Source organism: Streptomyces sp. NPDC043854, assembly GCF_056436005.1.
Window position 1 is genome coordinate 1 of the sequence record NZ_JBWKDK010000004.1, and the last position, 14,391, is coordinate 14,391.

At 74.2% G+C, this 14,391-nt stretch carries 12 protein-coding genes, 1 rRNA gene and 1 pseudogene; 12 read left to right on the forward strand and 2 right to left on the reverse strand.

The annotated features are described in order from the left end of the window. Positions 1-161 precede the first annotated feature (161 nt). The 3 genes and pseudogenes from rrf (at position 162) to AC068A_RS05045 (ending at position 2,601) form a co-directional block, all read left to right on the forward strand. Positions 162-278: ribosomal RNA gene (rrf, locus tag AC068A_RS05035) — 5S ribosomal RNA — on the forward strand. Between the two features lie 136 nt (positions 279-414). Continuing rightward, positions 415-1,410: pseudogene (locus tag AC068A_RS05040) on the forward strand (hypothetical protein); the annotation flags it as partial. A gap of 318 nt (positions 1,411-1,728) precedes the next feature. Next, positions 1,729-2,601 (forward strand): tetratricopeptide repeat protein, encoded by an 873-nt coding sequence (locus AC068A_RS05045; RefSeq protein WP_478581467.1) that lies wholly within the window; start codon positions 1,729-1,731, stop codon positions 2,599-2,601. 81 nt (positions 2,602-2,682) lie between these two features. On the opposite strand, the gene AC068A_RS05050 is transcribed toward AC068A_RS05045, so the two are convergent. Further along, positions 2,683-3,954, reverse strand: a complete 1,272-nt coding sequence (locus AC068A_RS05050; protein ID WP_478580888.1) for a DUF1015 family protein — start codon at positions 3,952-3,954, stop codon at positions 2,683-2,685. A 118-nt stretch (positions 3,955-4,072) separates the two neighbouring features. Between AC068A_RS05050 and AC068A_RS05055 the strand changes: the two genes are divergently transcribed. The 4 genes from AC068A_RS05055 to AC068A_RS05070 all read left to right on the forward strand — a co-directional run bounded on the left by AC068A_RS05055 (position 4,073) and on the right by AC068A_RS05070 (position 8,124). Further along, entirely contained in the window at positions 4,073-5,104 is a 1,032-nt protein-coding gene (locus AC068A_RS05055) for an HAD hydrolase-like protein (RefSeq protein ID WP_478580890.1), read from the forward strand. A gap of 61 nt (positions 5,105-5,165) precedes the next feature. After that, complete coding sequence (locus AC068A_RS05060) at positions 5,166-6,212, forward strand: FecCD family ABC transporter permease (protein ID WP_478580892.1); 1,047 nt, start codon at positions 5,166-5,168, stop codon at positions 6,210-6,212. Further along, the gene (locus tag AC068A_RS05065; RefSeq protein ID WP_478580895.1) at positions 6,209-7,282 is read left to right on the forward strand and encodes a FecCD family ABC transporter permease; all 1,074 of its coding nucleotides are present in this window, start codon (positions 6,209-6,211) and stop codon (positions 7,280-7,282) included. Before AC068A_RS05060 ends, AC068A_RS05065 begins: the two co-directional genes overlap by 4 nt. Continuing rightward, complete coding sequence (locus AC068A_RS05070) at positions 7,279-8,124, forward strand: ABC transporter ATP-binding protein (protein WP_478580897.1); 846 nt, start codon at positions 7,279-7,281, stop codon at positions 8,122-8,124. Before AC068A_RS05065 ends, AC068A_RS05070 begins: the two co-directional genes overlap by 4 nt. A gap of 88 nt (positions 8,125-8,212) precedes the next feature. Here the strand turns inward: AC068A_RS05070 and AC068A_RS05075 are convergent, their stop codons facing one another. Next, a complete protein-coding gene (locus tag AC068A_RS05075) occupies positions 8,213-8,560 on the reverse strand; it encodes a sterol-binding protein (protein ID WP_478580899.1) in 348 nt (115 codons plus the stop codon). Between the two features lie 65 nt (positions 8,561-8,625). On the opposite strand from AC068A_RS05075, the gene AC068A_RS05080 reads away from it, so the two are divergent. The 5 genes from AC068A_RS05080 (at position 8,626) to AC068A_RS05100 (ending at position 14,251) form a co-directional block, all read left to right on the forward strand. Further along, positions 8,626-9,015: a hypothetical protein gene (locus AC068A_RS05080; RefSeq protein ID WP_478580900.1), complete on the forward strand. Its 390-nt coding sequence runs from the start codon at positions 8,626-8,628 to the stop codon at positions 9,013-9,015. Positions 9,016-9,022: 7 nt separating this feature from the next. Then, positions 9,023-9,838: a TlyA family RNA methyltransferase gene (locus tag AC068A_RS05085; RefSeq protein WP_478580902.1), complete on the forward strand. Its 816-nt coding sequence runs from the start codon at positions 9,023-9,025 to the stop codon at positions 9,836-9,838. 86 nt (positions 9,839-9,924) lie between these two features. Then, positions 9,925-10,878, forward strand: coding sequence for an NAD kinase (locus AC068A_RS05090; RefSeq protein WP_478580904.1), 954 nt, complete (start codon positions 9,925-9,927; stop codon positions 10,876-10,878). A gap of 184 nt (positions 10,879-11,062) precedes the next feature. Further along, on the forward strand, positions 11,063-12,781 hold the full coding sequence (gene recN / locus AC068A_RS05095; protein ID WP_478581470.1) for a DNA repair protein RecN: 1,719 nt from the start codon (positions 11,063-11,065) through the stop codon (positions 12,779-12,781). A 348-nt stretch (positions 12,782-13,129) separates the two neighbouring features. Next, positions 13,130-14,251, forward strand: coding sequence for a glycosyltransferase family 4 protein (locus AC068A_RS05100; protein WP_478580907.1), 1,122 nt, complete (start codon positions 13,130-13,132; stop codon positions 14,249-14,251). The last annotated feature ends 140 nt before the right edge of the window (positions 14,252-14,391 follow it).

Consider the following 14,391-nt stretch of genomic DNA (forward strand, 5'->3'; position numbering starts at 1 on the left):
GAAGCCCGGTAACGGGTGGAGCTGACTGGTACTAATAGGCCGAGGGCTTGTCCTCAGTTGCTCGCGTCCACTGTGTTAGTTCTGAAGCAACGAACAGTTGCTGGTTTCTAGAGCTGGAACACAACTACAGAGTGTGCTTGTTCGCTCGAAACCGATAGGGTTTCGGTGGTCATAGCGTTAGGGAAACGCCCGGTTACATTCCGAACCCGGAAGCTAAGCCTTTCAGCGCCGATGGTACTGCAGGGGGGACCCTGTGGGAGAGTAGGACGCCGCCGAACAATCTTTCAGGACCCTTGGTCCAGCGTTCAACGCTGGACCAAGGGTCCTTTTTGTTTTTCCCTCTTTACGCCGAAGCGCGGCCACGGTTCGGTTGCGCGAGAATGACTAGCGGTACCGAAGACAGGAGTCACACCCATGTCCAACTCTCCCGACGAGCGTCCGGAGCGCGAGCCTCGTCGCAACGACGGCGGTGACCGGGGTGGCTACCGCGGGGGCCGCGACGACCGCGGCGGCGACCGCCGGGACGACCGCGGTGGCCGCCCGTACGGTGGCGGCTTCCGTCGTGACGACCGTGGCGGCGACCGCCCGTTCCGCCGTGACGACCGCGGCGACCGTCCCTCCTACGGGCGCCGCGACGACGACCGATACGGCGGCCGACCCGCCGGCGGTGACCGGGGCGGCTACCGCGGCGGCCGCGACGACCGCGGTGGCGACCGCCCGTTCCGCCGTGACGACCGCGGCGACCGTCCCTCCTACGGGCGCCGCGACGACGAGCGCCCGTCCTTCCGCCGTGACGACCGCGGCGAGCGTCCTTCCTACCCGCGTCGTGACGACCGGGGTGAGCGTCCTTCGTTCCGCCGGGATGACCGGGGCGAGCGTCCCTCGTACCCGCGTCGTGACGACCGGGGTGAGCGTCCCTCGTACCCGCGTCGCGATGACGAGCGTGGTGGGTTCCGCCGTGACGACCGCGGTGAGCGTCCGTCCTTCCGCCGCGACGACCGTGGTGACCGTCCTTCCTACCCGCGTCGTGACGACCGGGGTGAGCGTCCTTCGTTCCGCCGGGATGACCGCGGCGAGCGTCCCTCGTACCCGCGTCGCGATGACGAGCGTGGTGGGTTCCGTCGTGACGACCGCGGTGAGCGCCCTTCCTTCCGCCGTGACGACCGCGGCGAGCGTCCGTCCTACCCGCGTCGCGATGACGAGCGTGGCGGGTTCCGTCGCGACGACCGCGGCGAGCGTCCCTCGTACCCGCGTCGCGACGACCGGGGTGAGCGTCCCTCGTACCCGCGTCGCGATGACGAGCGTGGTGGGTTCCGTCGCGATGACCGCGGCGAGCGTCCGTCGTACGGGCGTCGTGAGGACCGTCCTTCCTACCCGCGTCGTGACGACCGGGGTGAGCGTCCTTCGTTCCGCCGGGATGACCGGGGCGAGCGTCCCTCGTACCCGCGTCGTGACGACCGCGGCGAGCGTCCCTCGTACCCGCGTCGCGATGACGAGCGTGGCGGGTTCCGCCGTGACGACCGCGGTGAGCGTGGCGGCTACCGCCGTGACGAGCGCGGTGAGCGTCCCTCCTACGGGCGCCGTGACGACCGTGACCGCGGTGGCTTCCGTGGGCGCGACGACCGGGGCGGCTACCGCGGCGAGCGCGACGGCGGCCGGGCGGACCGCGACCGCGACCGTGACCGCGAGCCGGTCAAGCGGCTGCCGATCGACGAGGACGTCACCGGCATGGAGATCGACGCCGACGTCCGCCAGGAGCTTCTGAGCCTGCCCAAGGGGCTGGCCGAAGAGGTCTCCCGGAACCTGGTCATGGTCGCCCGCCTGATCGACGAGGAGCCGGAGCGGGCGTACGCGTACTCGCGCATCGCCCTGCGGCTCGCCTCCCGCGTCGCCGCCGTCCGCGAGGCCGCCGGCTTCGCCGCGTACGCCGTGCAGAAGTACAGCGAGGCGCTCGCGGAGTTCCGTGCCGCCAAGCGCATGACCGGCTCCGTCGAGCTGTGGCCGATCATGGCCGACTGCGAGCGCGGCCTCGGCCGTCCGGAGCGGGCCCTGGCCATGGCCGGCGAGCCCGAGGTGCAGAAGCTCGACAAGGCCGGCCAGGTCGAGATGCGCCTGGTCGCCGCCGGCGCGCGGCGTGACATGGGGCAGCTCGAGGCCGCCATCGTCACCCTGCAGAGCCCGGAGCTGGCCTCGAGCGCCGTGCAGCCGTGGACCGCGCGCCTGCGGTACGCCTACGCCGATGCCCTGGTCGCGGCCGGCCGCGCCGACGAGGCCCGCGAGTGGTTCGCCAAGGCCCTCGAGGCGGACCGGGACGGCGCGACGGACGCCTCCGACCGGCTCGCCGAGCTGGACGGCGTCGAGTTCGTCGACGCGCTGGACACCGACGAGGACGGGGGCGCCGACGAGGACGAGTTCGACGGCCAGGACCCCGCCGAGGTGGCCCGCGCCGAGCGCGCCGCCGACCAGACCGAGTACTACGACGAGGACGACGACGAGTACGAGCCGATCGCGCAGTCCGAGGCGGACGCCGACGCCGACGCCGACGTTGCCGACGAGGCTGTGGTCGTCGAGGACGAGGTCCGGGACCGCGACGAGGCCTGAGCGCTGAAGTGAGTGGAAGAGGGCGGCACCCCCGACGGGGTGCCGCCCTCCGCCGTGTCCGGCGTCAGCGCGTGTCCGGCGTCAGCTCAGGCTGCGCAGGACCAGTCCTGTCGCCGGCTTCGGGCCGAACGAGGTCGACTTGCGGGGCATCGTCACGCCCTGGCGGGCCAGCTCCCGTACGACCTCCTCGCGCACGGGGTGCAGCAGGACCGCGGTGCCGCCGTGCCGCTCGGCCATGGCGACGGTGGCCGCCGCGTCGTGGATGTACGTGATCTGGTCGGGTGTGTCCGGGATCCGCCACAGGGTGTCGAGGAGCGTCGCGTGCAGCACGGTCGCGTCCAGCCGGCGCCAGGCCTCGGGCCGGTCCCGGCGCACGGTCCGGTCCAGGAGCTCCGGGTCCGGGTCGGTGACCAGGTGGAAGGTACCGTCACCGGTGAGGAGGAAGGCGTTGCTCCGCTCGGCGGCGTCCCCGAGGGCCTCCAGAGCCTGCGGCAGCGGGCCGTCGATGCGGCGGACCCGGAAGCCTCCCTCGACGGCGGCCAGCGCCTCGGCGACCGGGAGGCGGTGCAGCATCCGGTGGATGGCACGCACCTGGAGCGGGTAGCGGGCCGTGTCCACGAGGAGGACGAGGCCGAAATCCCACGGCGTCGGGGACTCGTGCTCCTGCTGCAGGCGCAGGTACGTCGCCCAGCGGTGGTGGCCGTCGGCGATCAGCGCCTGGCGGTGGCGGAGATCGGCCGTGATGGCGGTCTGGTCGGCGGGGTCGGTGACGGCCCACAGCCGGTGCTCGACGCCGTCCTCCGTGGTCGTGGCCAGCAGGGGGGCGCGCCGGGCGGCCCGTTCGACGACCTCCGCCGCGCCGGACACGGCGTCGCCGCCCCGGTAGGTGAGGAGGAGCGGCTCCAGGTTCGCGGACGTGGCCCGCATCAGCCCCGCCCGGTCGGTGACCACGTGCGGCATGACGTCCTCGTGCGGGAGGACGATGCCGGCGTCCGCCGGGGACAGCGCCAGCGCCCCTATGATGCCGCGCTGGAGCAGGCGGCCCTTGCGCTGCTCGTACACGTACAGGGCGGGCTCCGAGTCCGCGCTCAGGACGCCCTTGGCCAGCCAGTCCTGCAGGGTCTGCGCGGCCTGCTCGTTGCGGGCGTCCGGCGTCTCGGCCTGCGGGAGGATCAGGCGGACGATGTTGTGCGGGTCGGCGGACTCCAGGTAGTCGACGCCGTCGGGGCGCACCACCACGTCGTACGGCGGTGAGGTGACGGCGGCCAGGCTGCCGACGCGTTCCGGGACGTAGCGCAGGCCGTGGAAGGGGATCAGGCGCAGCCCGTCGTGCGTGGTGCCAGAAGTGGTCATTGGTGCATGGTAAGGCGCGTTCCGCGATGCGGGATGATCGAGTGAGGAAGACCTCGGCGGGCGTGTGGCCGGGGTCGATCGAAGATCGAGCGGATCGAGCCGACAGGGAGTGGACAGGATGACCCGGCAGAGCAGGACCGGTCCGGCGGGCAGCGAAATCGCCCTGCACCAGGCGTACGACACGGCTCTGTTGGATCTCGACGGTGTCGTGTACGCGGGCGGCGAGGCCATCGGGCACGCGGTGGAGTCGCTGGCCGCGGCCCGGGCCGGGGGCATGCACCTGGCGTACGTCACGAACAACGCGCTGCGGACGCCCGACGCCGTTGCCGCACACCTGGGCGAGCTGGGCATCCCCACCGAGGCCGGCGAGGTCATCACCTCGGCGCAGGCCGTGGCCCGGCTGATCTCGGAGCAGGTGGCGCCCGGTGCGAAGGTGCTGGTGATCGGTGGGGAGGGGTTGCGGGTCGCGTTGCGCGAGCGCGGGCTGGTGCCGGTCGAGTCCGCCGACGAGGAGGGTCTCGCCGCGGTCGTCCAGGGGTACGGGGGTCCCGAACTGCCGTGGGGGCGGCTCGCGGAGGCCTCGTACGCGGTCAACCGCGGGGTGCCCTGGTACGCGTCCAACACCGACCTGACCATCCCGACGGGGCGGGGCATCGGCCCGGGCAACGGGGCGGCGGTGGAGGTCGTACGGATCGCCACGGGCGCCGAACCGCAGGTGGCGGGCAAGCCGCTGCCCCCGATGCACCGCGAGACGGTGCTGCGGACCGGGGCCAGGCGGCCGCTGGTGGTCGGGGACCGGCTGGACACCGACATCGAGGGGGCGTTCAACGGCGAGGTGGACTCGCTGCTGGTGCTGACCGGCATCGCGGACGGGGCACAGCTGCTGCGGGCCGAGCCCCGGCACCGGCCGACGTACGTGGACCGGGACCTGCGCGGGCTGCTGACCGGGCAGCCGGCGGTCACGGCGGCCGCGGAGGGCTTCCGCTGCGGGGGCTGGACCGCGGCCGCCGGGGACGGCGCACTCGAACTGCACGGCGAGGGCGACCCGGTCGACGGGCTGCGGGCGCTGTGCGCGGCCGCGTGGACCTGGGCGGGGGACGGCTCCTGCACCCTGGACGCGGGGAAGGCGCTGGCCAGGACCGGGTTGTAGGCGCCAGAATCGGGGAGAGCAGAGATCAAGAAAACGTGCAGGGTAGGCTAACCTAACCTGCGTGTTGGTCGAGAGTCCCCCTGAACAGAGCGCTGCGCCGGTCGCCGCCCCGCGCGCGCGGCACGCGGCCCGCGCCGCCGGCCTGATCGGCGCCTTCGTGGTGCTGGCCCTCGTCGCGGTGGCGAGCATCGCCGTCGGCGCCAAGCAGATGCCCCTCGACGAGGTCTGGCACGGCCTGTTCCACTACGCGGGGACCCCCTCCGACGTGGTGGTGCGCGATCTGCGGATCCCGCGCACCCTCCTCGGGCTGATGGTCGGCATGGGGCTCGGGCTGTCCGGCGCGGTGATGCAGGCGCTGGCCCGCAACCCGCTGGCCGAGCCCGGCATCCTCGGCGTCAACGCGGGAGCCGCGGCCGCCGTCGTGTCGGCCATCAGCTTCCTCGGCGCCTCCAGCCTGACCGCGTTCGTGTGGTGGGCCCTGCTGGGCGCCGCCGTCGTCTCGGTCGTCGTGTACGTGCTCGGCGGCAGCCGCAGTGCCACGCCGGTGCGCCTCGCGCTCGCGGGGACGGCGGCCAGCGCGGCCCTCACCGGCTACATCAACGCCGTGCAGCTGATGGACAGCAAGGCGCTCGACAAGCTCCGCTTCTGGACGGTGGGCTCGCTGGCCTCGGCCAACATGGACACCGTCCGGCACGTGGCCCCGTTCCTCCTCGTCGGCGCGGTCCTCGCGCTGGCGCTCGGCCGGCCGCTCAACGCGATGGCCATGGGCGACGACACGGCGCGGGCCCTCGGCGCGCACCTGACGCGGACCCGGATCGCGGCCATGGCCGCCATCACCCTGCTGTGCGGGGCGGCGACCGCCGCCTGCGGGCCGATCGTCTTCATCGGACTGATGATCCCGCACCTGGTCCGGATCATCACCGGGCCCGACATGCGGTGGGTGCTCGCCTACTCGGCGGTCCTGTCGCCGGTCCTGCTGCTGGGCGCGGACGTCATCGGCCGGGTCGTCACCCGGCCCGCCGAGCTCCAGGTCGGCATCGTCACCGCCCTCATCGGCGGACCCGTCTTCATCTACCTCGTCCGGCGCAAGAGGATGGCCCAGCTGTGACCGTCGAACTCCGAGCGGGCCGAACCCGGTTCGGCTCCCCGACCCGGACCCTGCGCGGCCCCGGCGGGCTGTCGCTGCGCGTGGAGCCGCGGGCGCTGGCCGCCGGGCTGCTGCTCACCGCCGCCGTGGCGGCCCTGGCCGTCCTGCTGATCGGCACCGGCGACTTCGAGATCGCGCCGGGGGACGTCGTACGGACCCTGCTGGGCAACGGCACGCCCGCGCACGACTTCATCGTCAACGACCTGCGGCTGCCGAGGGTCCTGGTCGCCCTGCTCGTCGGCGCCGCGCTCGGCATGGCCGGGTCGATCTTCCAGTCCCTGTCCCGGAACCCGCTCGGCTCCCCGGACCTGCTCGGCTTCCACTACGGCTCGGCCGTCGGCGCCCTCGTCGTCATCATCGTGTTCAAGGGCGACGCGAACACGGTCGCGGCGGGGGCGCTGGCCGGCGGCGTGCTCACCGGCGTCTTCATCTACCTCGTGTCGTACAAGCGCGGCATCAACGGCTACCGGCTGGTGCTCGTCGGCATCGGCACCTCCGCCATCCTCGTCGCCGCCATCCAGTACCTGCTGACCAAGGCCCAGCTCGTCGACGCCACCCGGGCGATGGTCTGGCTGACCGGCTCGCTCGCCGGCCGGGACTGGAGCCAGGTGTGGCCGCTGCTGGCGACCTGCGCCGTGCTGTTCCCGCTGGTCCTCGGGCAGGGCCGGGCCCTGCGGATGACCGAGATGGGCGACGACGCCGCGTACGCCCTCGGGGTGCGGGTCGAGCGCATGCGGATGCTGCTCATGCTGGCGGCGGTCCTCCTCACCACCGCGGCCGCCGCCGCGGCCGGGCCGATCAGCTTCGTCGCGCTCGCCGCGCCCCAGCTGGCCCGCCGCCTGACCCGCTCGCCCGGGTCGAACCTGCTCACCGGCGCGCTGATGGGTTCCGTCCTGCTGATGCTGTCCGACTGGGCCTCACAGCGGGCGTTCGGCGCCGACCAGCTGCCGGTGGGCGTGCTGACCGGGCTCGTCGGCGGTGTCTATCTGCTCTGGCTGCTCGTCACCGAGCGCAGGGCGGGACGTATATGACCAACTCAAGGAGTACGCAGGTGCAGCAGCGGCTGACCGCGCAGAACGTGACCCTCGGCTACGAGCAGCGGGTCATCGCCGAGAACCTGTCCGTGGAGATCCCCGACAACTCCTTCACGGTGATCGTCGGACCCAACGCGTGCGGCAAGTCCACGCTCCTGCGCGCCCTCTCGCGGATGCTGAAGCCGGCCGCCGGGCAGGTGCTGCTCGACGGGCAGGCCATCGGCTCCATGCCGGCGAAGAAGGTCGCGAAGACCCTGGGCCTGCTGCCGCAGTCCTCCGTCGCCCCGGACGGGATCACCGTCGCCGACCTCGTCGCGCGCGGCCGGTACCCGCACCAGGGGCTGCTGCGGCAGTGGTCGAAGGAGGACGAGCGGATCGTCCGGGAGTCGATGGCCTCGACCGGGGTCGCCGAGCTCGCCGACCGCAGCGTGGACGAGCTGTCGGGCGGGCAGCGCCAGCGCGTGTGGATCGCCATGGCGCTCGCGCAGCAGACACCGCTGCTGCTCCTGGACGAGCCGACCACCTACCTGGACATCCAGCACCAGATCGACGTGCTCGACCTGTGCGCCGAGCTCCACGAGAACCAGGGGCGGACCCTCGTCGCCGTCCTCCACGACCTCAACCACGCCGCCCGCTACGCCACCCACCTGATCGCCATGCGGGGCGGGAAGGTCGTCGCGGAGGGGCCGCCGGCCGAGGTGGTCACCGCCGAGCTGGTCGAGAAGGTCTTCGGGCTGCGCTGCCGGATCATCGACGACCCGGAGACGGGCACGCCGCTGGTGATCCCGGCGGCCCGGACCTCCGCACGCACCGCCCGGACCGAGGCCGCCACCGTCTGAGGGCGCGGGGCGGGCCCGCCGCCCGTGGGGGCGCGTCCGCCTGCGCCCGCGCCGGCCGCCCGCGCCGTCGTGGTCGCTGTCGCTGTCGCTAGAGGAGGTTCCTGAGCCGGAACAGGTCGCGTACGCCCGCCTCCAGCCGGACCCGGCCGGAGGCCCAGGCCTTGGCGAACGCCAGCTCGCCCGCGACCATCGCGACCAGGTCGTCGCCGGTCATCGCGAGCCGGATCTGCGCCTTCGCGGCGGGCGGGCCGGGGGCGACCGCCTCGACCCTGATCCGGCCGCCGCCGAGGCGGCCCGAGAAGGTCCGGTCGAGGTCGGTGACGTGGCAGCTCAGGGAGCGGTCGAGAGCGGCCGCGCCGCGCACGTCGCCGTCGGCCCGCGCCAGATTGTCGGAGAGTCGGTCGAGTGCCGCTCGGCACTGCTCGATCGTAGCCATCGTGATCTCGACCGTACCGCAGAACCGCGGGTGGCCGCTCGCACGCTTCGGGGTAGCGTCGGGGCATGAGCCACCAAGCGCCCGACGCGTCCGAAACCCCCGTGGCGCCGGAGCCCTCCGCGGGCACGGGGGCCCCCGACGGACCTGACGTACTCGAAGGGGCCGGCGGCGACGGACCCGACGTACTCGAGGGGGCCGCCGGCCAGGGACCCGAGGAGGCGGATCGGGCCGCGCAGGCCGCCGCCGGGCCCGCCGGTCCCGCGCCGCTGGGCCTCGTCCGCACACCCACCGGGAACGCCGCGGTGGACACGCACCTCGAGCGGCTGGCCGACGCCGACCACCTCACGGCGGACGGACACGCCGCGGTGTACGAGGATGTGCACAGGGGCCTGCGTGACGCGCTGACCGCGCTGGACGCACCGCCCGTCCCCGGACCGTACGAAAACAGGAGCTGAACCGAACGTGGCAGGAGTGGCACGCCGCCGCCTGGACGCCGAACTGGTACGCCGCAGCATGGCCCGCTCGCGGGAGCACGCCGCGCAGCTGATCGCCGCGGGCCGGGTCACCGTCGGCGGGACCACCGCGACCAAGCCGGCCACCCAGGTCGAGACCAGCGCGGCCCTCGTCGTCCTCGAGGACGACAACGACCCCGACTACGTCTCCAGGGGCGGCCACAAGCTGGCGGGCGCACTCGCCGCCTTCCAGCCGCAGGGCCTCGTCGTCGAGGGCCGCCGCGCCCTGGACGCCGGCGCCTCCACCGGCGGCTTCACGGACGTGCTGCTGCGCGCGGGCGCCGCCCACGTGATGGCCGTCGACGTCGGCTACGGGCAGCTCGCCTGGTCGCTTCAGAGCGACGACCGGGTCACCGTCAAGGACCGCACCAACGTCCGCGAGCTCACCCTGGAGCAGATCGACGGGATCCCCGTCGACCTCGTCGTCGGCGACCTGTCCTTCATTTCGATCGGCCTGGTGCTGCCGGCGCTCGTCGCCTGCTGCGCACCGGACGCCGACCTGGTTCTGATGGTCAAGCCGCAGTTCGAGGTCGGCAAGGAGCGGCTCGGCAGCGGCGGCGTGGTGCGCAGCCCCGAGCTGCGCGCGGAGGCCGTGCGCGGGGTCGCCGCGCAGGCGGCGGCGCTGGGGCTGGGCGTGCTCGGGGTGACCGCGAGTCCGCTGCCGGGCCCGTCGGGCAACGTCGAGTACTTTCTGTGGCTGCGGGCGGGGGCACCGGCACTCGACCCGGAGGATGTCGACCGTGCAGTGGCGGAGGGGCCGCAGTGACAGATTCAGCGGGATCGAACGGTTCAACAGCTTCAACAGCTTCAACAGCTTCAACGGGTTCTGCGGGTTCTGCGGATCCTGCGGATTTGACGGGCTCCGGGGGTGCGGCGGCTGCGGCCGCCGCGGAGGGGCGAGCGCACCCGGCGGCCGGGCGGACCGTGTTCCTGGTCGCGCACACCGGTCGGCCGGCGGCCATCCGCAGCGCCGAGCTGGTCGTGCAGGGTCTGCTCAGGTGTGGCCTGGGCGTGCGGGTCCTGGAGCACGAGGCGCGGGACCTGCCGCTGCCGCCCGAGGTGGAACTCGTGGCCGAGGGCACCCCGGAGGCGCTCGAGGGCTGCGAGCTGCTGATCGTGCTGGGGGGCGACGGGACCCTGCTGCGCGGCGCGGAGTTCGCGCGCGGCTCGGGGGTGCCGATGCTGGGCGTCAACCTGGGCCACGTGGGCTTCCTCGCCGAGGCCGAGCGGGACGACCTGGACAAGGTCGTCGACCGGGTGGTGACGCGGGCGTACGAGGTCGAGGACCGGATGACCCTCGACGTGCTCGTGCGGACCAACGGCGACGTGGTCCACCGCGACTGGGCGCTCAACGAGGCCGCGGTCCAGAAGGTGGCCCCCGAGCGGATGCTCGAGGTGGTCCTGGAGATCGACGGGCGCCCGGTGTCCGGCTTCGGCTGCGACGGGATCGTCTGCGCGACCCCCACGGGGTCGACGGCGTACGCCTTCTCGGCGGGCGGCCCGGTGGTCTGGCCGGAGGTGGAGGCGCTGCTGATGGTGCCGATCAGCGCCCACGCGCTGTTCGCCAAGCCGCTGGTGACCTCCCCGGACTCGGTGCTGGCCGTGGAGGTGCAGGCCGGCGTCCCGCACGGGGTGCTGTGGTGCGACGGCCGGCGCACGCTCGAGCTGCCCGCCGGGGCCCGGGTGGAGGTCCGGCGCGGCGCGGTGCCGGTGCGTCTCGCCCGGCTGCACCACGCGTCCTTCACGGACCGGCTCGTCGCCAAGTTCGCGCTGCCCGTGTCGGGTTGGCGGGGCGTGCCCCACTAAGCGGCCCCGGGGGAGTGGGGCACGCCCCCGCGCCGCACTTCCCCGAGGCCGCTTAGCGCCGGAGCGGTGCCGGCGCGTGCGCCCGCCGGGTGTCGTTAATAGCACATCCGTTCGGAGAATTCTGGGCGGGTGACGTCACATGCCACCGGTCAAACCTCGGTATGGTCGTCCCGTGCTTGAGGAGATGCGGATACGGTCGCTCGGGGTCATCGACGACGCGGTGGTCGAGCTGTCGCCCGGTTTCACCGCGGTGACCGGCGAGACCGGCGCGGGCAAGACGATGGTCGTCACCAGCCTCGGGCTGCTGCTCGGCGGGCGCGCGGACCCGGCCCTGGTACGGATCGGCGCCAAGGCGGCGGTCGTGGAGGGCCGGATCGTCATGCGCCCCGGCGCGCCCGCGGCCGTACGGGCCGAGGAGGCCGGAGCCGAGCTCGACGACGGCACCCTGCTGATCAGCCGGACCGTCTCCGCCGAGGGGCGCTCCCGCGCCCACGTCGGCGGCCGGGCCGTGCCCGTCGGTCTGCTCGGCGAACTCGCGGACGACCTGATCGCCGTCCACGGGCAGACCGACCAGCAGGGCCTGCTGCGGCCCGCCCGGCAGCGGCAGGCCCTCGACCGGTACGCCGGCGACGCCGTCGCGGTCCCGCTGGAGAAGTACACGGCCGCGTACCGGCGGCTGCGCGCCGTCGCCACCGAGCTCGACGAGATCACCACCCGGGCCCGGGAGCGGGCCCAGGAAGCCGACCTGCTCCGCTTCGGGCTGGACGAGATCGCGGCCGTCGAGCCGCTGGCCGGCGAGGACGCGGAGCTGGCGGCGGAGGCCGAGCGGCTCGGCCACGCCGAGGCGCTGGCCTCGGCGGCGCAGATCGCGCACGCGGCGCTCGCCGGCAACGTCGAGGACCCGGAGGGCGTCGACGCGAACACGCTCGTCGCGGGCGCACACCGGGCCCTGGAGGCCGTACGGTCGCACGACCCGGTGCTCGGCTCGCTCGCCGAGCGGATCGGGGAGCTCCAGATCCTGCTGTCCGATGTGGCCGGCGAGCTGGCCGGATACGCCGACGACCTCGACGCCGATCCGCTGCGGCTCGCCGCGGTGGAGGAGCGGCGGGCAGCCCTGATCCAGCTGACGCGCAAGTACGGCGACTCCGTCGACGCCGTGCTCGAGTGGGCCGAGAAGGGCTCCGCGCGGCTGCTGGAACTCGACGGCGACGACGAGCGGATCACGGAGCTCACCGCCGAGCGGGACGGGCTGCACGCCGAACTGTCGCAGCTGGCACAGGACCTGACGGACGCCCGCACGGAGGCGGCGACACGGTTCGCCTCCGCGGTGACGCAGGAGCTGGCCTCGCTGGCGATGCCGCACGCGCGGGTGACCATCGACGTCCGGCAGGCGGACGACGAGGACGGCGTCGAGGTCGGCGGCCGGCGCGTCGCGTACGGGCCCTCGGGCGCCGACGAGGTCGAGCTGCTGCTCGCGCCGCACCCGGGCGCGCAGCCGCGGCCGATCGCCAAGGGCGCCTCCGGCGGTGAGCTGTCGCGCGTCATGCTGGCCGTCGAGGTCGTCTTCGCCGGCTCCGACCCCGTACCGACGTACCTCTTCGACGAGGTCGACGCGGGCGTCGGCGGCAAGGCGGCGGTCGAGATCGGCCGGCGCCTGGCGAAGCTCGCCAAGTCGGCGCAGGTCGTCGTCGTCACCCACCTGCCGCAGGTGGCGGCCTTCGCGGACCGGCAGCTGCTGGTCGAGAAGACAAACGACGGCTCGGTGACCCGCAGCGGCGTCACCGTCCTCGAGGGCGAGGACCGCGTCCGCGAGCTGTCCCGCATGCTCGCGGGCCACGAGGACTCGGTGTCCGCGCGGGCGCACGCCGAGGAACTGCTGGCGGCGGCACGCGCCGACGCGTAGACGGTCGACACGCGAGGGCCCGGGGCGCACGGCGCTCCGGGCCCTCGGCGTGTGCGCCCGTACGAGGCGCCGGCACCGGCCGTGCGCCGGCAGCACGCGCTGGTGCGCGCCCGCGTGAAGGCGCGTCGGCGCAGGGCGGCGGCGTACGGAGGCGAGGGGTGGCGAGTGGGGAGGCGTGGGGTGGCGCGAAGGTGGCGCCGGGATGACGAGGCGCTACGCCGTGTGGGTGAGCCTCGGGGGCGTGTGACGGTATCTCGTGCGGGATCCGCACCCGTATGGTCCCGGAACGCGCGTGCGGGCTGGCATCCTGGGCGGCGTCTCTGCCCCCTCATCCAGGAGCTTCCGCCCGTGAGCAGCTCCCCGGTCCCGTTTCCGGCCCCCGCACAGCCGTACGGCCGGCCGCCCCTGCGCACCGTCCAGGTGCTCGGCGGTGCCGGCGCGGACAGCAGCGCGCACGTGCGGTCCCTCGCGACCGGGCTCGCCGCGCGCGGGGTACGGGTCACGGTGTGTGCCCCCGTGGAGGCGGAAGGGGAGTACGACTTCACCGGCGCCGGGGCACAGTTCGCGCCCGACGCGGTGAGCGCGCTGCGGGCCGCCTGCGCCGGGGCGGACGTGGTGCACGCACACGGCGTACGGGCGGCCGTACGGGCCCTGCTGGCGCTGCGCGGGCGCCGCGTGCCGCTGGTGGTGACCTGGCAGGGCGGCGAACCGGCCGCCGGAGGGCCGCTGGGACGGCTCTGCCGGGTCGTGGAACGGCAGGTGGCACGCGCCGCGGCCGTCGTGCTGGGGGCCTCCTCCGACCAGGTGGACCAGGCGCGGGCCCGTGGCGCCCGGGACGCCCGGCTCGCCCGGCCCGCCGCCCCGACGGCACCCGGCGGCGGCACCGCCCAGGGCACCGACCCGGGCAAGGCACGGGCCGAGCTCGGCGCGATCGGACGGCCGCTGGTGATCGCCATCGGGAGCCTCGTCCCGCACCGCGGCTACGCCGTCCTGCTGGACGCGGCACGCGCCTGGCGGGCGGCGGAGCCGGTACCGCTGGTGGTGATCGCGGGGGAGGGGCCGCAGCGGGCCGAGCTGTCCCGGCGCATCGAGGCCGAGGGGCTCCCGGTGCGGCTGCTGGGGCGGCGCCGGGACGCGGTGCAGCTGCTGGCCGCGGCCGATGTGGCGGTGCTGCCCAGCCGGTGGGAGGCGCGCTCGCCGCTCGCGCAGGAGGCGTTGAGGCTCGGCGTGCCGTTGGTCGCGACCGCGGTCGGGGGCGTGCCGGAGCTGGTCGGGGACGCGGGGGTGCTGGTCCCCTACGGGGACGCCCCCGTCCTGGCGGCGGCGGTCTCCGCCCTCCTCTCGGACCCGGCCCGCCGCTCCGCCCTCGCGGAAGCGGGGCGCGCCCAGGCGGCGACCTGGCCGTCGGAGGACGACACGGTGGCCCAGGTCCTGTCCGTCTACGACGAACTGATGGACCGCCGCCGCTGACCCCGACCGACCGCCCCGCCCGCCGCCGATCGCAGGCTGCCGCTGGGGCACGCCGAGCGCCTCGAACGCAGGCGAGGCTGGATTTTGAAGGGCCGCCCGCAGGGCCGGAGCCGCACCCGCCGCCACCCGCGAGCCGAGCG